The 19,711-nt window shown below is 52.8% G+C and carries 16 protein-coding genes and 2 pseudogenes; 7 read left to right on the forward strand and 11 right to left on the reverse strand.

Annotated features, from left to right (window positions below):
- Positions 1–59: 59 nt before the first annotated feature.
- Together mfd and JSN25_RS14080 are read right to left on the reverse strand one after the other, a co-directional pair.
- Positions 60–3,506 carry a transcription-repair coupling factor gene (gene mfd / locus JSN25_RS14075; RefSeq protein ID WP_085048508.1) on the reverse strand — a complete coding sequence of 1,149 codons (3,447 nt, stop codon included), beginning with the start codon at positions 3,504–3,506 and terminating at the stop codon, positions 60–62.
- Between the two features lie 118 nt (positions 3,507–3,624).
- A complete protein-coding gene (locus JSN25_RS14080; RefSeq protein ID WP_085048507.1) occupies positions 3,625–4,689 on the reverse strand; it encodes an acyltransferase family protein in 1,065 nt (354 codons plus the stop codon).
- Between the two features lie 261 nt (positions 4,690–4,950).
- On the opposite strand from JSN25_RS14080, the gene lolC reads away from it, so the two are divergent.
- The 5 genes from lolC to cobB are packed head-to-tail and all read left to right on the forward strand — an operon-like array spanning position 4,951 to position 9,855.
- Positions 4,951–6,150, forward strand: coding sequence for a lipoprotein-releasing ABC transporter permease subunit LolC (gene lolC / locus JSN25_RS14085; RefSeq protein ID WP_137351545.1), 1,200 nt, complete (start codon positions 4,951–4,953; stop codon positions 6,148–6,150).
- Positions 6,143–6,844, forward strand: coding sequence for a lipoprotein-releasing ABC transporter ATP-binding protein LolD (gene lolD, locus JSN25_RS14090; RefSeq protein ID WP_137347140.1), 702 nt, complete (start codon positions 6,143–6,145; stop codon positions 6,842–6,844). The genes lolC and lolD overlap by 8 nt, the downstream gene beginning before the upstream one ends.
- Positions 6,844–8,088 (forward strand): lipoprotein-releasing ABC transporter permease subunit LolE, encoded by a 1,245-nt coding sequence (lolE, locus tag JSN25_RS14095; protein ID WP_150344916.1) that lies wholly within the window; start codon positions 6,844–6,846, stop codon positions 8,086–8,088. Before lolD ends, lolE begins: the two co-directional genes overlap by 1 nt.
- Positions 8,089–8,106: 18 nt before the next feature.
- Positions 8,107–9,018 carry an N-acetylglucosamine kinase gene (gene nagK, locus JSN25_RS14100; protein ID WP_085048504.1) on the forward strand — a complete coding sequence of 304 codons (912 nt, stop codon included), beginning with the start codon at positions 8,107–8,109 and terminating at the stop codon, positions 9,016–9,018.
- Positions 9,019–9,033: 15 nt separating this feature from the next.
- The gene (cobB, locus tag JSN25_RS14105) at positions 9,034–9,855 is read left to right on the forward strand and encodes a Sir2 family NAD+-dependent deacetylase (protein WP_069323348.1); all 822 of its coding nucleotides are present in this window, start codon (positions 9,034–9,036) and stop codon (positions 9,853–9,855) included.
- A gap of 99 nt (positions 9,856–9,954) precedes the next feature.
- Here the strand turns inward: cobB and potD are convergent, their stop codons facing one another.
- Genes potD through potA form a run of 4 tightly spaced genes read right to left on the reverse strand, consistent with a single transcriptional unit; the run spans position 9,955 to position 13,782 of the window.
- Entirely contained in the window at positions 9,955–11,001 is a 1,047-nt protein-coding gene (gene potD, locus JSN25_RS14110; protein ID WP_121530002.1) for a spermidine/putrescine ABC transporter substrate-binding protein PotD, read from the reverse strand.
- A 27-nt stretch (positions 11,002–11,028) separates the two neighbouring features.
- On the reverse strand, positions 11,029–11,808 hold the full coding sequence (gene potC / locus JSN25_RS14115; RefSeq protein WP_006684943.1) for a spermidine/putrescine ABC transporter permease PotC: 780 nt from the start codon (positions 11,806–11,808) through the stop codon (positions 11,029–11,031).
- Positions 11,805–12,662, reverse strand: a complete 858-nt coding sequence (potB, locus tag JSN25_RS14120) for a spermidine/putrescine ABC transporter permease PotB (RefSeq protein ID WP_087857769.1) — start codon at positions 12,660–12,662, stop codon at positions 11,805–11,807. The genes potC and potB overlap by 4 nt, the downstream gene beginning before the upstream one ends.
- Positions 12,646–13,782, reverse strand: coding sequence for a spermidine/putrescine ABC transporter ATP-binding protein PotA (gene potA / locus JSN25_RS14125; RefSeq protein ID WP_038639864.1), 1,137 nt, complete (start codon positions 13,780–13,782; stop codon positions 12,646–12,648). The genes potB and potA overlap by 17 nt, the downstream gene beginning before the upstream one ends.
- A 250-nt stretch (positions 13,783–14,032) precedes the next feature.
- Here potA and pepT point away from each other — a divergent pair, with 250 nt between their 5' ends.
- A complete protein-coding gene (gene pepT, locus JSN25_RS14130; RefSeq protein ID WP_069323349.1) occupies positions 14,033–15,259 on the forward strand; it encodes a peptidase T in 1,227 nt (408 codons plus the stop codon).
- Positions 15,260–15,355: 96 nt separating this feature from the next.
- Here the strand turns inward: pepT and roxA are convergent, their stop codons facing one another.
- From roxA to xisR, 5 genes and pseudogenes are all read right to left on the reverse strand, one after another.
- Entirely contained in the window at positions 15,356–16,477 is a 1,122-nt protein-coding gene (gene roxA, locus JSN25_RS14135; RefSeq protein ID WP_038639870.1) for a [50S ribosomal protein L16]-arginine 3-hydroxylase, read from the reverse strand.
- Positions 16,478–16,568: 91 nt separating this feature from the next.
- Positions 16,569–18,032, reverse strand: coding sequence for a two-component system sensor histidine kinase PhoQ (gene phoQ / locus JSN25_RS14140; protein ID WP_069323350.1), 1,464 nt, complete (start codon positions 18,030–18,032; stop codon positions 16,569–16,571).
- A complete protein-coding gene (phoP, locus tag JSN25_RS14145) occupies positions 18,032–18,703 on the reverse strand; it encodes a two-component system response regulator PhoP (protein WP_042309337.1) in 672 nt (223 codons plus the stop codon). Before phoP ends, phoQ begins: the two co-directional genes overlap by 1 nt.
- A gap of 65 nt (positions 18,704–18,768) precedes the next feature.
- Complete coding sequence (locus JSN25_RS14150; protein WP_422678868.1) at positions 18,769–19,458, reverse strand: Arm DNA-binding domain-containing protein; 690 nt, start codon at positions 19,456–19,458, stop codon at positions 18,769–18,771.
- Positions 19,455–19,625, reverse strand: a pseudogene (gene xisR / locus JSN25_RS14155) (excisionase family protein); the annotation flags it as partial. The gene JSN25_RS14150 and the pseudogene xisR, both read right to left, overlap by 4 nt.
- On the opposite strand from xisR, the pseudogene JSN25_RS22460 reads away from it, so the two are divergent.
- Positions 19,624–19,711, forward strand: a pseudogene (locus tag JSN25_RS22460) (hypothetical protein); the annotation flags it as partial. The pseudogenes xisR and JSN25_RS22460 sit on opposite strands and share 2 nt — an antisense overlap.

Consider the following 19,711-nt stretch of genomic DNA (forward strand, 5'->3'; position numbering starts at 1 on the left):
GTGCAAAGAGTTTGTAAATTCACCGGCCGGGAGCGTTATGTGTGCTCCCGGCCTGCTCACTATGCTACGGCGTTTTCTTCAAGTTGGCGCATAAACTGGCGTACCCAGTCGATTCGCGTTTTACGCTCGCTCAGATCCTGCATAAATTTCAGCCGGGTTGGACCGTCCAGACGGAAGTGCTGCGGCTGTTTTTGCAGTAAACCAATCAGCCACACCGGGTTAACGTGGTTTTTCTCTGCAAACTCAATCGTGCCGCCTTTTTCATTGCCTTCAAGCTTTCTGATGCCCAGTTTCTGCGCCTGTTGGCGTAACCGGGCAATATCCAGCAACGTACGGGCCGGGTCGGGCAGCAGACCAAAACGGTCTATCAGCTCGACCTTAATTTCTTCCAACTCGTTTTCGCCTTTCGCACTGGCAATACGTTTGTAGAACGACAGTCGCGTGTTGACATCGGGAATATAGTCATCCGGCAGCAGTGACGGCATGCGCAGTTCAACTTCGGTTTGCTGGCTGGTGAGATCTTCCAGCGACGGTTCGCGTCCCTCTTTGAGCGCATCGACAGCATTTTCCAGCAGCTCCATATACAGTGAGAAGCCGATGCTTTCCATGGAACCACTCTGATCTTCACCCAGCAGTTCCCCCGCGCCGCGAATTTCAAGGTCGTGGGTCGCCAGCGCAAAGCCAGCGCCCAAATCTTCCAGCGAGGCGATGGCTTCCAGGCGCTTTTGCGCGTCGGTGGTCATCGCTTTTGGATGCGGCGTCAGCAGCCAGGCGTACGCCTGATGGTGTGAACGTCCCACACGGCCGCGCAACTGGTGTAATTGCGCCAAACCAAAGTGATCGGCGCGTTCGATGATAATGGTGTTGGCGGTCGGGATGTCGATCCCGGTTTCGATAATAGTGGTACATACCAGAACGTTAAAGCGCTGATGGTGGAAATCGTTCATCACGCGTTCCAGTTCGCGCTCGCGCATTTGACCATGGCCGATACCAATACGCGCTTCCGGCACCAGTTCCGCTAATCTGTCAGCGGTTTTCTGGATATTTTCGACGTCGTTAAACAGATAATAAACTTGCCCCCCGCGCAGAACTTCACGCAGGATAGCCTCGCGAACCACCAGATTGTCATATTCACGCACAAAGGTTTTCACCGCCAGACGACGGGCAGGAGGCGTGGCGATGATCGACAGATCGCGCATGCCGCTCATCGCCATATTGAGCGTACGCGGAATAGGCGTTGCCGTCAGCGTCAGGATATCGACATCCGCGCGCATTGCTTTGATGCGCTCTTTATGACGAACGCCAAAACGGTGCTCTTCATCGACAATCAACAGACCCAGATCTTTTAGCTTCACGTCCGCTTGCAGCAGTTTGTGGGTGCCGATGAGAATATCGATTTTCCCTTCGGCCACCTGCTCCAGAATCTGCGCTTGCTCTTTGGCGCTACGGAAACGGGACAGCATTTCAATACGTACCGGCCAGTTGGCAAAGCGATCACGGAAGTTGTCGAAGTGCTGCTGAGCGAGCAGGGTAGTCGGAACCAGCACGGCCACCTGCTTGTGGTTCTCTACGGCGAGGAAGGCGGCGCGCATCGCGACTTCGGTTTTACCAAAGCCGACGTCGCCGCACACCAGACGATCCATGGCCAGCGGCTGGCACATATCGCTGAGCACCGCGTTGATCGCCTGCGCCTGATCGGGCGTAGTTTCAAACGGGAAACTGTCGCAAAACAGTTGGTACTGCTCACGATCATGCTTAAAGGCAAAGCCCTCTTTCGCCGCACGCTGAGCATAGATATCCAATAGTTCTGCCGCGACATCGCGTACCTTCTCAGCGGCTTTCTGACGGGCGCGAGACCAGGCATCGCCACCCAGTTTATGTAGCGGCGCATTTTCTTCCGCGCCGCCAGCGTAACGGCTGATCAGGTGCAACGATGACACAGGCACGTACAGTTTGGCGTCGTTGGCGTAGGTGAGCATTAGGTACTCGCCGGTGATACCGCCCGCTTCCAGCGTGGTCATCCCGGCATAACGGCCAACGCCGTGCTCCAGGTGCACCACCGGTTGACCGGGATGCAGTTCGGCGAGGTTACGAATTAACGTATCAGGATTGATGGTGCGACGAGAATCCTGGCGGCGGCGCGCCACGCGCTCCCCGAGCAGATCGCTTTCGCAAATCAGCGCCAGGTTGCGTTTGCTATCAATGAAGCCGTGTTCGGCTGCGCCAATCATCAGATAGCGACCATTGTCGACGGCTTCGTCGAGACGCAATATGCGCTTCGGCGCGATTTTGATACGGGCGAGCAGTTCGCCAAGCGCTTCGCGGCGACCTTCGCTTTCAACGGAGAAAATCACCGGACCGGTGAAGCCTTCAAGGAATTTACGTAACGCATCTAACGGCGCTTTTTGCTGCGCCTGAACCGCGATATCTGGCAACTTCTGGAAGCCGAGGTTAGTATTCGCGGCTTTGTTCGCCAGAGTCTCAGTTTTCAGTTGAACACGGGGCCAGCGTTTAAGTTCGGAGAACAGCTCATCTACGCGCAGCCACAGCGAGTGCGGCGGCAGAAGCGGGCGCATCGGATCAACACCCCGGTTCTCAAAACGCGACAGGGTATCAGCCTGGAAGCGCTCCGCACTGGTCTCTATATCGCCGGTATTTACCAATAACGTATTGGCGGGGAAATAGCTGAACAGGGGGGGCAGCGGCTCGCTGAAAAACAATGGCTGCCAGTATTCGATCCCGGCAGGTAACGTGCCTTTGCTGACCTGCTGGTAAATATGTTCGGCGTCGCGTTTAACTTCAAAGGTATCGCGCCACTGGCTGCGGAACAGCTCAATCGCCGTTTTATCGGTCGGGAATTCATGCGCGGGCAGCAAATTAATGGCGTCGACTTCTTCCAGTGTGCGCTGGGTGTCGGTATCAAACAGACGCAGGCTGTCGATTTCGTCATCAAAGAAATCCAGTCGATAAGGTAATTCGCTGCCCATGGGGAACAGATCCAACAACGCGCCGCGCGTGGCGTATTCGCCGTGCTCCATCACCTGATCAACATGGCGGTAGCCCGCGCTGTCCAGTTGTTCGCGCAGGGCGTCGCGCGAAAGCCGCTGACCTTTTTTCATCACCAGCGCATGACCATGCAGATAGCTGTGCGGACAGACGCGCTGCATCAGCGTGTTCACTGGCACAATCAGTACACCGCGCTGCATCGCGGGGAGTTGATACAGCGTGGAAAGCCGCGAGGAGATAATCTCCTGATGAGGGGAAAAGCTATCGTAGGGCAGCGTTTCCCAGTCCGCCAGGTTCATTACCATCTGGTCGGTAAACTGACGAATTTCATCGTGCAGTCGCAGGGCATTTTGCATGTCCGGCGCGATCAGTACGACAGGACCCGCATGACGTTCAGCAATTTCAGCGACCAGCGTCGCGCAAGCTGCGCCGGTCAGTTCGCCTAACTGGCGCTGGTCGGAAGCGCTGGCCGGGAGCGTGTAACGATGTTGTTCAGGCATTCGGTTGTCAGGATCTCGTTTAGATATACATCTGATAAGCAATGTTCTTTATTATCCGTGATCGTTTCTCATAAGCAAATTGATTCGCCCCCTGATGGGGGCAAAAAGCGCGTTAAAATTAGCGCGAGGCCGTCGATAAAGACGGTGGAGAAAAGAGCAAGTCGGCAACGGTTTTTTGCGAAATCTTACGCACCAGCAAGCCAAACAGAGTGCACAACAGCAGGCAGGCGAAGGGATAAACCAGCAGCAGGAGCAACTCGCCGTACGCAGGCCAGGCGGCATGATTGATTTTGGGGATTAGCGTTAAGCTGAACAGCTCAACCAAAATACGGTGGGTGGTATAGATGGCGATAGTATTGGATCCAATCACGCTTAACGGGCTGGATGCGCGCATACCAAAGCGCTGCTCGAACTGATAAAACAGCTTCATGATTAGTACAATAGACAGGAGGGAAAGCAGTAGCGAAATATTTGCCAGCCACGCGACCACGGCGGCGACTACGCTAACCATAAATATGAGCGTATGGCGGCGCAGAGGAACCTCTTTGATCCATACCATCAGCGTTGCGCCAAACCAGGCGCCGAGGCTGTACCAGGGCAGGTTGCGAATCACGCTGTTCATTCCCCACCACGGCGTGGGGAAAAAATTGATCGCCACGCTCAGCACGACAAACAGCGCCAACAGCGGTAATGCCCAGCGGTTGAACATCTTACACAGCACAAAATAGACAATCAGCGCATACAGATACCACAAGCTGGTGCTGGCGGTCAGCATCCCGTGGGTAAAGCCAGCGATTGAACCGGCATACGCGGCGTTGGCGGCATGACTCAGATCGCGTTGCGGAGCCAACCAGTCATTGAGCGAGACTAACGCCAGCCATTGCACGACTCCCCATAGCACCAGTACCCAGGCAATACTCCAGATCCGTTTATCCACACAGGTTGTCCAGGGAACGCTATCGATGTAGCGGCGGATCAAATAGCCTGAAATAAAGAAAAATACCGGCATACGAAACGGCGCCAGGTACAGATTGAGGTAAATCCAGCATTTGCTCAGCATCTCTGAAAGCGGATACTGAAAGGTGGTGAGGTGTGGGTAAAACGTAATGACTGAGTGATATATTACCACCAGACAAATGCATAACCCTTTGATTTGATTAATCCATAATTCTTTTTTATTCATTGAGACAGCGTACCCATGTTGTTTGCTATAGCCTGCCATCCTGCGCAACCCGCTGTACGCTGTAATGCGTAACTGTCTGCATTTTGTTTTTTTAGGATAAAGATCAGGGACCCGGACTGAAGGGGGGAGGGGTAACTACAGCGGATTGATTTATCTATCCTTTTAGGAATAGTGCTGACGAACACTTACGGTTCAGTCATTTACCCATTCCGCTTTCGCTTATATACTCGTGACTTTGCTAACAGCAACCAGACGGATTTCATGTACCAACCTGTCGCTCTATTCATCGGCCTGCGTTATATGCGCGGGCGTGCAGCAGATCGCTTCGGTCGCTTCGTTTCCTGGCTCTCCACCATCGGCATTACTCTCGGGGTAATGGCGCTGGTCACAGTATTGTCAGTGATGAACGGTTTCGAGCGCGAGCTGCAAAACAATATCCTTGGCCTGATGCCCCAGGCTGTTCTCTCGTCTGAACAGGGTTCCCTAAACCCGCAGCAATTGCCGGAAAAAGCGGTGGTGTTGAACGGCGTCAACCGCGTTGCACCCATAACAACGGGTGATGTGGTGCTGCAAAGTGCGCGTAGCGTGGCGGTTGGCGTAATGCTGGGTATCGACCCGGCGCAAAAAGATCCGCTCACGCCGTATCTGGTCAATGTGAAGCAAACAGATCTGCAACCGGGTAAGTATAATGTCATCCTCGGTGAGCAGCTTGCCGGGCAGTTGGGCGTTAACCGTGGCGATCAAATTCGCGTAATGGTGCCGTCCGCCAGTCAGTTTACGCCGATGGGGCGTCTGCCTAGCCAGCGTCTGTTTACGGTGATCGGCACCTTTGCTGCTAACAGCGAAGTCGACGGCTACCAGATGCTGACCAACATTCAGGATGCGTCACGCCTGATGCGCTACCCGGTGGGTAATATCACTGGCTGGCGTTTGTGGTTGAACGAGCCGTTAAAGGTTGACACGTTGAGCCAGCAAACGCTGCCGCAAGGTACCAAATGGCAGGACTGGCGCGAGCGTAAAGGTGAATTATTCCAGGCCGTGCGCATGGAGAAAAACATGATGGGGCTGCTGCTCAGTCTGATCGTGGCGGTGGCGGCTTTTAATATTATTACCTCGCTGGGTCTGATGGTAATGGAGAAGCAAGGGGAAGTGGCGATTCTACAAACTCAGGGGCTAACGCCGCGGCAGATAATGATGGTGTTTATGGTTCAGGGGGCCAGTGCCGGGATTATCGGCGCGCTGCTGGGCGCAGGGCTGGGCGCATTGCTCGCCAGTCAACTGAACAACCTGATGCCCATTATCGGCGTGCTTCTGGATGGCGCTGCGCTGCCGGTCGCTATCGAGCCGCTGCAGGTTATCGTCATTGCGCTGGTGGCGATGGCCGTCGCGCTGCTGTCTACGCTTTATCCTTCCTGGCGCGCTGCCGCCACTCAACCCGCTGAGGCTTTACGTTATGAATAAGATCCTGTTGCAATGCGACAACCTGTGCAAACGCTATCAGGAAGGCACAGTGCAGACCGATGTCCTGCACGATGTCAGTTTTTGCGTTGGCGAAGGCGAGATGATGGCGATTGTCGGCAGCTCCGGCTCCGGTAAGAGTACGCTGCTCCATCTGTTAGGTGGGCTGGATACACCAACTTCCGGCGACGTCATTTTTAACGGTCAGCCGATGAGCAAACTCTCGTCTGCGGCGAAGGCGGAACTGCGCAATCAGAAGCTGGGCTTTATTTACCAGTTCCACCATCTGCTACCGGACTTTACCGCACTGGAAAACGTAGCGATGCCGCTGCTGATTGGTAAGAAAAAACCGGCTGAAATCACCGCGCGCGCGCGCGATATGCTGAAAGCGGTAGGGCTGGACCATCGTGCCGGCCATCGCCCGTCTGAACTGTCGGGCGGCGAGCGTCAGCGCGTGGCCATTGCCCGTGCGCTGGTCAATAACCCTCGTCTGGTGCTGGCGGATGAACCAACGGGTAACCTTGATGCGCGCAACGCGGACAGCATTTTCGAGCTTCTGGGGGAGCTTAACCGCTCTCAGGGCACGGCATTTCTGGTGGTGACGCACGATCTGCAGTTGGCGAAGCGCATGAGCCGCCAGCTTGAAATGCGCGATGGTCGCCTGACGGCTGAACTGAGCCTGATGGGAGCAGAGTAATGGCTTCGCCTTTATCGTTATTGATTGGCCTGCGTTTTAGCCGAGGTCGGCGGCGCGGCGGTATGGTCTCGCTGATTTCGGTGATTTCTACCGTTGGCATCGCGTTGGGTGTGGCGGTGTTGATCGTCGGGTTAAGCGCCATGAACGGCTTTGAGCGTGAGTTGAACAACCGTATTCTGGCCGTGGTCCCGCACGGTGAAATTGAGGCCGTCAACCAGCCGTGGAACAACTGGCAGGAAGCGCTCGATAAAGTACAGAAAGTGCCTGGTATTGTCGCCGCAGCGCCCTATATCAACTTTACCGGACTGGTGGAGAGTGGGGCGAATCTACGCGCGGTGCAGGTGAAGGGCGTTGACCCGAAACAGGAGCAGCGTTTAAGCGCGCTGCCATCGTTCGTGCAGAACCACGCCTGGGATAATTTCAAAGCCGGTGAGCAGCAAATCATCATTGGTAAGGGGATTGCCGATGCGCTGAAGGTGAAGCAGGGCGACTGGGTGTCGATTATGATCCCTAACGCCAGTGCGGACCATAAGTTACAGCAGCCTAAACGCGTGCGTTTGCACGTGACGGGCATTTTGCAGCTGAGCGGTCAGCTCGATCACAGCTTTGCCATGATCCCCATGGAAGACGCGCAGCAATACCTGGATATGGGATCCAGCGTTTCTGGGATCGCGCTAAAAGTTAGCGACGTCTTTAACGCCAATAAACTGGTACGTGACGCGGGTGAAGTCACCAATAACTATGTTTATATTAAGAGCTGGATTGGCACCTACGGCTATATGTACCGCGATATCCAGATGATCCGCGCCATCATGTATCTGGCGATGGTGCTGGTGATTGGCGTGGCCTGTTTTAATATCGTTTCCACGTTAGTGATGGCGGTAAAAGACAAAAGCGGTGATATTGCGGTATTAAGAACCCTGGGGGCTAAAGATGGTTTGATCCGTGCCATTTTTGTCTGGTACGGCCTGCTGGCGGGTTTGTTCGGTAGTCTGATAGGCGTCGTCATCGGGGTGGTTGTCTCGCTGCAGTTGACGCCGATCATTAACGGCATCGAGGCGCTTATCGGCCATCAGTTCCTGTCTGGCGATATCTATTTCATTGACTTCCTGCCATCGGAATTACACTGGCTGGATGTGATCTACGTGCTGGTGACAGCATTAGTGCTGAGTCTTTTGGCGAGTTGGTATCCGGCGCGTCGCGCCAGCAATATTGATCCTGCGAGAGTACTTAGCGGCCAATAACAATAAGAAGGAGCGGTGATGTATTACGGATTTGACATCGGCGGGACCAAAATTGCGCTGGGGGTATTTGATAACCAACGCCGTTTGCAATGGGAAACACGCGTCCCTACGCCTCGCGACAGCTATGAAGCTTTCCTTAATGCGGTCTGCAATCTGGTAATGGAAGCGGACCAGCGATTCGGCGTCAAAGGTTCGGTGGGTATCGGCATTCCTGGCATGCCGGAAACAGAAGACGGTACGCTGTACGCGGCCAATGTGCCTGCCGCCAGTGGTAAACCGCTCCGTGCCGATCTCAGCGCCCGCCTTGACCGCGATGTTCGCCTGGACAACGATGCCAACTGTTTTGCCCTCTCTGAAGCCTGGGACGACGAGTTCACTCAGTATCCGCTGGTTATGGGGTTAATCCTCGGCACTGGTGTCGGCGGTGGACTGGTGCTTAACGGTAAATCTATCACCGGACGCAGCTATATCACCGGTGAGTTTGGTCATATTCGTTTGCCTGTCGATGCGCTGACGCTGATGGGATTTGATTTCCCACTGCGCCGCTGCGGATGCGGTCAATTGGGCTGTATTGAAAGCTATCTCTCCGGCGGTGGATTTGCGTGGTTGTATCAGCATTACTACCATCAACCGCTGGATGCCCGTGAAATTATCGCGCTGTGGGAGCAGGGGGATGAGCAAGCGCGCGCCCATGTTGAACGTTATCTGGATTTACTGGCAGTCTGTTTGGGGAACATCCTGACCATCGTTGATCCTGATTTAGTGGTGATTGGTGGTGGTTTGTCGAATTTTTCCGCTATTACGACGCAACTGGCGGACAGATTGCCACGCCATCTACTGCCGGTTGCCCGAGTGCCGCGTATTGAGCAGGCGCGGCACGGTGATGCGGGCGGAATGCGCGGGGCCGCTTTTTTACATCTTACCGATTAATACAAAGAGGTTGTTATGCTGTCGCGTCGGAGTCATCGGTTAAGCCGCTTTCGTAAAAATAAACGCCATTTGCGCGATCGCCTGCGTCAACGAATCTTTTTCAGAGACAGAGTGGTGCCTGAATTGATGGAAAAACCAAGAGTGCTGGTACTGACGGGAGCGGGGATTTCTGCCGAGTCAGGTATTCGAACCTTCCGCGCGACGGATGGTCTTTGGGAAGAACATCGGGTCGAAGACGTTGCGACCCCGGAAGGGTTTAGTCGCAACCCGGAACTGGTTCAGTCGTTTTATAACGCCCGTCGTCATCAATTGCAGCAACCAGAAATCCAGCCCAACGCGGCGCATATCGCGCTGGCAAAACTTGAAGCCGAGCTGGGTGACCGTTTTTTACTGGTGACGCAGAATATTGATAACCTGCATGAACGCGCGGGCAGCCAGAATGTCATCCATATGCACGGCGAACTGCTCAAGGTTCGCTGTTCGCAAAGCGGACAGATTCTGGAGTGGACGGGCGATGTGACTGCGGAAGACAAATGCCATTGCTGCCAGTTCCCGGCTCCGCTGCGACCGCACGTCGTGTGGTTTGGTGAAATGCCGCTGGGAATGGATGAAATTTATATGGCGCTGGCAATGGCGGATGTGTTTATTGCCATTGGCACATCAGGCCATGTTTACCCGGCCGCGGGTTTTGTGCATGAGGCGCGGCTGCATGGAGCGCATACGGTAGAGTTAAATCTCGAGCCGAGCCAGGTGGGAAGCGAATTCGAAGAGAAGCATTACGGTCCGGCAAGCCAGGTGGTGCCTGAGTTTGTTGAGAAGTTATTGAAAGGGCTGTAATTTTTTTTGCCGGATGGCGCTACGCTTATCCGGCCTACGCTTCGCATTGATGTAGGCCCGATAAGCGTAGCGCCATCGGGCATTCCTTACAACGCTGAATTAGCGTCCTGCTTTCAGCTTCTGATAATACTCTTCATAAATGGCGCTGGCGGAGCCGACGTCATTTTGCCATTCCCCTTTATTGATGGTATCAGCATCAGGGTAGAGCGTTTTATCGTTCGCCACTTCCGGGCTCAGCAGCTTACGTGCCGCAAGGTTTGGCGTTGGATAACCGATAGTTTCTGCGACTTCTTTCGCCACGTCCGGGCGCAGCAGGAAGTTAATCAGCTTCAGCGCACCTTCTTTGTTTTTCGCATTAGCCGGAATAGACAGACTGTCCATCCAGAAAATACCCCCTTCCTTCGGCCACACCACTTCCAGCGGGGTCCCCGCCTGGCGCGCGACATATGCGGAGCCGTTCCACACCATCCCCAGATTGACTTCGCCTTCCATATACGGGTTGGCCGGGTTGTCAGAGTTAAATGCCGCGACGTTAGGCATCAGCTTCTTCAACTCGTTATAGGCGGCTTCAATCTCTTTTGGATCGGTGGTATTGCCGGAATACCCCAGCTTGCGCAGCGCCATCTGGAAGACTTCACGCGCGTCATCGGTTAACAACAGGCTACCTTTGTACTCCGGTTTCCACAGGTCGGCCCAACTGGTTACGGTTTTCGGGTCGATGGCATCGCTGTTGACGCCAATGGCCGTCGCACCCCAGATATACGGAATGGAGTAGTCATTGTTGGGGTCAAACGGCTTGTTGAGCATTTCCGGATCGAGGTTGTGAAAATTGGTCAACGTCGACTTGTCGATCTTCTGGATCATGCCTTCTTTACGCATTTTATCGACGTAATAGGTAGACGGAACCACCAGATCGTACGCACCGTCTTTATAGGTTTTGAGCTTGGCGTACATGGTTTCATTCGACTCATAGGTCGAATAGATAACCTTAATGCCGGTCTCTTTGGTGAACTGCTCCAGCAGTCCTGGCGGCACATACTCAGTCCAGTTATAGAAATAGAGCGTGTTGTTGTCATTCGCGTGAGCGGCGCTCATGCCCAGTGCCAGAGCACCCGCCGCGAGCAGGTGGCGTGACCATTTTTTCATCATTTAACGTCCCCTGAATTAAGGGCCTTAGCGGCCCTTGGTTTTATCACGTGCAATAAGCTGGCTGGCGATCACCATAACCAGCGACAGAACCAACAAAATGGTCGCCAGCGCGTTTACCTCGGGTGATACGCCGACTTTTACCATTGAGTAGATTTTTAAGGGCAAAATTTCATAACCCGGCCCGGTGACGAAGGATGAAACGACGACGTCATCCATCGACAGCGTAAAGCTTAGCAACCAGCCTGCGGCCACCGCAGGCATTGCCAGCGGTAGAATGATCTTGCGCAGGATAGTCACTTCACTGGCACCCAAATCTTTTGCCGCTTCCAGCATTCGCACATCAAAGCCTTTCAGACGTGAATAGACCGTCACCACCACAAAAGGCAGACAGAAGGTAATATGCGAAAACAGCAGCGACCAGAAGCCGAGCTGAATGCCAATTAACATAAACAGAACCAGCAGCGAAATCGCCATTACGATATCGGGCGACATCATCACCACAAACAGCATGCCGCTGACAAAGGGTTTCCCGCGAAAACGGTAGCGATAAAGCGCGACCGCGGTGAGTGAACCGATCAGCGTGGCAAACGTTGCGGAGAGCACTGCCATCGTCAGGGAGTGTTGCGCCGCCTGCAGCAGGCTGTCGTTGTTCACCAGCAGACCGTACCACTTGGTAGTAAAACCTTGCCAGTTGATGCCAAAGCGCGAGCTGTTAAAGGAGTTCACAATCAAAATAATGATTGGAATATACAGATACGCGTAGATAGCGGTCATAAAACCGCCACGAAGCAGTCGACCGATCATTCGAGTTCTACCTTCTTGTTCAGCAAGCGGGAGGCGCGCCAGTAGACCAGCAGCATCAGCCCCATCACGATAGTCAGCGTTATGCTGGTGGCTGCGCCAAACGGCCAGTCGCGAATGTTCAGGAACTGCACTTTAATCACGTTACCAATCAACAGGTTTTTCGCCCCGCCCATTAAATCGGAAACGTAAAACAGCCCCATTGCCGGCAGCATAACCAGCAGACATCCGGCGATAATTCCCGGCATCGTCAGCGGAATAATGATGCGGGTAAAGGTCTGAAATTTGCTGGCGCCTAAATCGCGTGCGGCTTCCAGCAGCGGTTTATCGAGCTTCTCAATGCTGGAGTAGAGCGGCATCACCATAAACGGTAGCAGGATGTACACCAGGCCGATAATCACCGCGCTGGGGGTAAACATGATGCGAATGGGGGTATCAATAATGCCGAGCCACAACAGAAACTCGTTGAGATAGCCTTTGGTACTGAGGAAAATTTTGAGTCCGTAGATGCGAATAAGCGAGTTGGTCCAGAACGGAACAATCAGCAGGAACAGCAGCAGCGGGCGCACTTTTTCCGGCAGCTTTACCAAAAACCAGGCAAACGGATAGCCGAGTACCAGACAGGCGAGCGTGGCAATCAACGCCATATTGAGGGAGTGAACCAGTACCTCAAAATAGAGCGGATCCAGCAGGCGAGTATAGTTTTCCAGCGTAAAGACCATTTTGACGAAATTAGCGTCGTCACGGGTCAAAAAGCTGGTGCCGATGATCATCAGGTTGGGCAGAAAGACAAATAACACAAGCCAACCGACAATGGTGACGATCACCACACTCTGGAATTTACTTGTGTTCTTCATCAGCCAGTACGACCTCCCAGCTTTCTACCCAGTTAATCGCCATTTTCTGGTCGAGCGAGTGGTCGAAGTCAGGATCGTCTTCATTGAAGAATTCACTGACCATCACCATCTTGCCATTTTCCAGTTCCACAACCGACTCCAGCGTCATGCCTTTGTAGTTGCGTTCACGCACGTAGCCGATAAGACCTTCAATATGATTATCGTCGTTGATCTCATCAACGCGCAGATCTTCAGGGCGCAATAATACGTGCAGTTTTTGCCCAGGCACCACCGCGAAGTTGACGTAAATGTTGCACTCGCGACCTTCCACATTAGCACGAACGCGCTGATCGTCCAGACGCTCAATGACCGTCGCGTTAAACATATTGATTTCGCCGATAAACCCGGCGACAAACAGATTTTTCGGCTCTTCGTAGATTTCGCGCGGCGTACCATCTTGCTCAATCTTGCCATCGCGCATTACCACAATACGGTCTGACATGGTCAGCGCTTCTTCCTGGTCGTGCGTGACAAAAACAAAAGTGATACCAAGCTTACGTTGCAGCGCTTTCAGTTCGTTCTGCATCTGTTTGCGCAGTTTGTAGTCCAGCGCAGAGAGGGATTCATCTAACAGGAGCAAACGAGGTTTGTTGACCACCGCACGGGCAATCGCCACGCGCTGTTGCTGTCCACCAGAAAGTTGATGCGGCTTTCGTTGGGCGAATTCTTCCAGTTGTACCATGCGCAGGGCTTCGGTAACACGAGGAGGGATATCAGCAGCGGGTGTTTTCTGCATGCGTAAACCGAAGGCCACATTTTCAAACACGGTCATGTGGGGAAATAACGCATAGCTTTGGAAGACGGTGTTCACGTAGCGATTTTCCGCCGGAACGTGAGTGATGTCCTGGTTGTCCAATATGATATGACCGGAATCAACCGTTTCCAGACCGGCAATCAGGCGAAGAACGGTTGTTTTACCGCAGCCAGAGGGGCCGAGCAGCGTGAGAAACTCGCCGTTTTTGATGGTCAAATCCAGGCTGGAAATCACCTCTTTGCCATCGAAACTTTTGCGAATTCCCGCTAATTGCACCAGTGGAGAAAGCGAACGCGGTTGTTTATTCAATTTTTTACTCTGTCCCATGTAAACGCACCGGATGGCTGACCGATGCGGGGTTTGTGGTTAACCACCTTGATGACTCTTAATGAGGGCCGTTATTCTACGGCAAACCATGGTAATCGCCAATCCTTGTTGCGAATTACTGACTTAGCCCTATAGTCAGAGTGGATGTCATGGCGAAATATTCTTACTTGCGGGGATAAAAGTGACCTGACGCAATATTTGTCTTTTGTTGCTTATTGATAATGTTGTCACAAAAAGTGAGGGTGACTGCATGGATAAACTACTTGAGCGTTTTTTACACTACGTGTCGCTGGACACCCAATCAAAATCGGGCGTGCGGCAAGTACCCAGCACCGAAGGACAGTGGAAGTTATTACAACTGCTCAAACAACAGCTCGAAGAGATGGGGCTGGTCAATATTTCACTCAGCGAAAAGGGGACGCTGATGGCAACGTTGCCTGCTAACGTTGCTGGCAATATTCCCGCTATCGGTTTCATTTCCCATGTGGATACCTCACCGGATTGCAGTGGTAAAAACGTTAATCCGCAAATTGTTGAAAACTACCGCGGGGGCGATATCGCGTTAGGTATTGGCGATGAAGTTCTGTCGCCGGTGATGTTCCCGGTACTGCATCAGCTTTTGGGCCAGACGCTAATCACTACAGACGGCAAAACATTGCTGGGCGCCGATGATAAAGCGGGCATCGCAGAAATCATGACCGCGCTGGCTGTGCTGATCCAAAAAGAGATCCCGCATGGTGATATCCGCGTGGCCTTTACGCCGGACGAAGAGGTCGGTAAAGGGGCGAAGCATTTCGACGTTGCGGCATTCGATGCGCAGTGGGCCTATACCGTTGACGGAGGTGGCGTGGGGGAGCTGGAGTTTGAAAACTTCAACGCCGCGTCGGTTAATATTAAGATCGTGGGCAACAATGTGCATCCGGGCACCGCAAAAGGGGTGATGGTGAATGCGCTGTCGCTGGCTGCACGTATTCACGCGGAGGTTCCGGCCGATGAAAGCCCGGAAACGACGGAAGGCTATGAAGGTTTTTATCACCTGGCGAGCATGAAAGGGACGGTTGATCGGGCGGATATGCACTACATCATCCGTGATTTTGACCGCAAGCAGTTTGAAGCGCGTAAACGCAAGATCATGGATATCGCCAAGAAGGTTGGCAAAGGGTTACACCCGGACTGCTATATCGAACTGGTGATCGAAGACAGCTATTACAATATGCGCGAAAAAGTGATTGAGCATCCGCACGTGCTGGATATTGCCCAGAAGGCGATGCGCGATTGCGATATTGAACCTGTGCTGAAGCCTATTCGTGGCGGAACCGACGGCGCGCAGCTGTCGTTTATGGGGTTACCGTGTCCGAATCTGTTCACCGGCGGCTACAACTATCATGGCAAACATGAATTTGTGACTTTGGAAGGGATGGAAAAAGCGGTGCAGGTCATTGTACGTATTGCGGAGCTGGCGGCGAAACAAAAATAAATGTAGATGCYGGATRGCGCTTCGCTTATCCGGCCTACAAATATCTCATCCCGTAGGCCGGATAAGCGAAGCGCCATCCGGCGCAGTCACAATGATTTACCCTTCGAAGAACCAATACCCGCTGTTAACCAGTGCGGCCAGCATGGCAAGGAAGGATGGATCTTCCAGCGCATCCTCAAAATTCTCGGCCGTCAGTACGATATGACTGGCAAGGGCTTCAAGGGCAGGACGATGCGGCGAGTCAATTTTCTCACCATTGGCGTAGATATCGTCGCCGATGCGCAATACACGCAATCCACCCAGACGCACTAATACATCCCCTTGCTTCAGGGCGTCGTAGATTTCGTCAGGCTGATACGGTGGCTCTGGCGGGGCAATATCCAGTTCATGACGAGACTGAGAAATAAACTCACCAAACCATTGTTGGAAATGTTCAGGTTGATTAATCAGCCCCAGCATCATTTCGCGCAGCTTGTCCATCTCCTGCGGCAGAACGTCAGCCGGATGATCGCGTGGCGGCAGATCCGGATCGCTGTAATACGTGCTGCCCAGTTCACGCTGCAAAACGTAATCGGCAAATCCGCTAATCAGTTCGCGAGTGTTTGGCGCACGGAAGCCCACCGAATAGTTCATGGCGTTTTCCAGCGCGTAGCCTTCGTGTGGGAACCCTGGCGGAATATACAGAATATCGCCGGGTTCCAGCTCTTCATCAATGATGGCTTCAAACGGGTCGACCTGCAGCAGATCCGGGTGAGGGCAGTGCTGCTTCAACTGTAGTTTTTCGCCCACACGCCAGCGACGACGCCCGGTACCCTGAATAATAAACACATCGTACTGATCCAGATGCGGGCCAACGCCGCCGCCGGGTACGGAGAAGGAGATCATCAGATCGTCAATACGCCAGTCCGGCAGCTCGCGAAACGGACGCATCAGCGCCGCGGTTGGCTCATGCCAGTGATTGACCGCCTGCACCAGTAGCGACCAGTTGTTTTCGCCAAGATGGTCATAGCTTTCGAACGGACCGTGGCTAACCTGCCATTTACCGTCCTGGTGGCTGACGAGTCGGCTGTCGACTTCGCTTTCCATTGCCAGTCCAGCCAGTTCGTCAGGAGAGAGTGGGTCAATAAAGTTGTTAAACCCGCGTTTTAAGACCACCGGGCGTTTTTGCCAGTGGCGTTCCAGAAAATCGGGCCAGTTAAGTGTGAGTTGGTATTCCATAATGAGCATCCGCAGGCTGGTATCTGCAACCGATTATAACGGATACTTAACCTCAAGCGTGAAGTCAGTACATATTTATTACATGCGACGATTACTCGTCTTTCTGCCCCGGCTGCTGGCGACCAAAAATAACTTCCATGCGCGCGCCGCCCAACAGGCTGTCACCTGCAATAATCTGCCCGTCATACTGTTCGGTGATTTCACGCGCTACCGCCAGCCCGACACCTTGTCCTGGTCGTAGCGTATCGACACGTTGTCCGCGGTCAAACACCACTTCGCGTTTGCTATGCGGAATGCCGGGGCCATCATCTTCAACCAGAATATGCAGTTGATCCTCTGATAGTCGCGCTGAAATCTCGACGAACTCCAGACAATATTTACAGGCGTTATCCAGCACGTTTCCCATCACTTCGACAAAATCGTTCTGCTCGCCTACAAAGCTGATTTCAGGTGAGATGTCGAGATTAATGTTAACGCCTTTACGCTGATACACCTTATTCAGCGCCGAAGTAAGTTTATCCAGCAACGGCGCGACCGGATGCAGTTCCCGGCTGAGAAGGGCGCTACTGCCACGCATGCTGGCGCGATGCAGGTAATAGCCTATCTGCTGGGAAATACGACTGATTTGCTCGAGCATGATGGGCTCCGCGTCGCTTACGTTCATTTTTTCGTTACGCATCGAGCGCATCGTACTTTGCAATACGGCCAGCGGTGTCTTCAGGCTATGCGTGAGATCGGTTAACGTGGTGCGGTATTTGTCGTAGCGCTCACGTTCGCTTTTCAACAGCCGGTTGAGGTTGCGGACCAGACTGGTCAGTTCACGCGTGGTGGCGGGATTCAGCATCTCACGATGATGTTCTTCAAGCTCACGAACTTCACGCGCCAGCGATTCAATAGGCCGCAGGCTCCACCAGGCGGCCACCCATAATAGTGGGATGACTAACAACAGATTAGCGACCAGCACATAAATAAACCAGCTCCAGACCATATACGAGCGCTTTAACTCAATAGGAATGGTATCGACAACCACAATGGTCAGTTGGGGCATTCTGGCGGTGGCTGGGTAGACATTTACCGCTACCGAGTGGGTCATTTCAGCGTCGTCGTCGTCTTCTCTGACTTCTTTTAACTGCTGCTGCGCGGAGTGATCTGCACCCAGCAATGTGCTGGTGGCGTCGACATTGGCCTCAATTTCATGAAAACCGTTCGTTTTAAGCCAGTCGGGTTGAATACTCTGGGTCAGCCACGGGACGTTGCGCTGCGCCCACAGCAACTTGCCGTTTTCATCATAAATCAGCGACATTGTGGGGCTTTGCATGTCGAGATTTTCGGGCAACTCGACATTAATTTTACCGTTATCCCATTTCGCCAGGGTATAGAACAGATTGCTCTCGCCGCGCAACAGGCGAAACGTGGTTTTATCAAAGCTGACGCTATAACCCACCAGGGCAACGATGCCGTAGGCCAGTGAGAGCACCAACACCACGCCAGCGGTTGCCAGTAAAAAACGTAGCCGTAGCGATAACGGGAAAAAATGACGCAATAGTTTATTCATTAGCGCAATTCAAACAGATATCCCTGGCCACGCACGGTGGTGATGACGTCGTCAGGATATTGTGCCTGTATTTTTTTGCGCAGACGTCCCATCAGAACATCAATAGTATGACTTTCACGCAGCTCGGCATCCGGATAAAGCTGCAGCATGAGCGAATCTTTACTGACCACTTTGCCGTTATTGCGGATGAGTGTTTCCATTATGGTGTATTCGAACGCCGTGAGCTTGATAACCTCATCATTGACGGATAACTCGCGGCGAGAGAGGTCCACCTGAAAAGGAGGAAGGGAGATAATCTGCGATGCCAGACCGCTGTTGCGACGCATCAATGCCTGCATGCGCGCAGCCACTTCTTCAATGTGAAACGGTTTTGTGACGTAATCGTCGGCGCCGGCGCTGAGCACTTCCACCTTGTCCTGCCAGCCTTCACGGGCGGTTAATACCAGAATGGGGAGTGAAACATCATTGCTGCGCCAGCGGCGGATCAACGACAAGCCATCTTCATCCGGGAGCCCTAAATCAACGATCGCGATATCCGGCAGATGTTCATTAAGGTAATAGTCTGCTTCCTTAGCATCTTCTGCATCATCCACCTGATGCCCTAAATCCTGTAACTGAACCTTGAGGTGGTGGCGTAATAAAGCATTATCCTCGACAACCAGTACGCGCATCATCGTTACTCCCTATCTGAACGGTATGAATAGTTTAACGCTGATTATGTGGATTGAAAGCAGCGCTATGAAATTAAAAAACTTTTCTCATGCTCCCCTGCCCGTGGGGGCGCCCTGGGGGCTATCAGTGCCTGGTACTCATGAAGTAAAAGTGGGTCGGGATCATTTTTAGATAACTTGAGTCGCGACACTCCTTCATAAGGAGCATGCAATATAAACTGGCTTCGGTTTGCGAGCTTAAGCATTTCTGATAAAACTGCCATCTGTTTATTGACTGTTGAGGGCGCGCGGCCCTGCCTGGCCAGATTCGGCATTGCCGGGTTAATAATTGTCCCGGTCAATAACTCCTTTCGGTAATGCAAAATGTCGGCATGCTCAATATCTACCAGACGGGTATTTTCTCCGATTACACGTAGTAACGTATTTACGACCGAAGTAAGCGATAGCAGTGTTGCACCAGATACCTCTAAGGCTTTGGTGTCTGTAAAAAAATCACATAGTTCTTTAAATGTAGTGATTTTTTTGGTTGTGATGAACTTCTTAAGCGCTTTGGATTCCGGGAAACGTTCCGCATAGTCGAACTTACCGAGCTGTATTTCACTTGTTATGAGCGCGCGAAGATTTCCTGCTTTTTTGATGTTGCTGCTGTTCACCGTCCAGCCACGAAGGACTTCGCGGCAACGTTTGCCGCGATAGGTAAATGTGATCCGTATTTTTCCATTATGCAGCTCAACGCCGGTTGGAAAGTCCATCATGCATCCTGTACTAATTGGTTAATCTTTGGATAGTTGTACCAAAGCAGACCTTTAGAATTGTCAGTTTCCCCGAGAGCTGTCAGATGTTTGAAATGCACGCCTTCGATCCACAAATTCAACCGATAACTTTTAATTTGTCTTTCCGACAAGCCGGTCTTTTCTGTTAATCAGATTTTTATGAACGAGGTGTCCCTCAAATATATGACGGCCCCGAGCATCACCAGCGGCGGGAACCCGCCGACCTTTAAGCTGA

The sequence above is a fragment of the Citrobacter cronae genome (genome assembly GCF_016893685.1).
Taxonomy (GTDB): domain Bacteria; phylum Pseudomonadota; class Gammaproteobacteria; order Enterobacterales; family Enterobacteriaceae; genus Citrobacter; species Citrobacter werkmanii.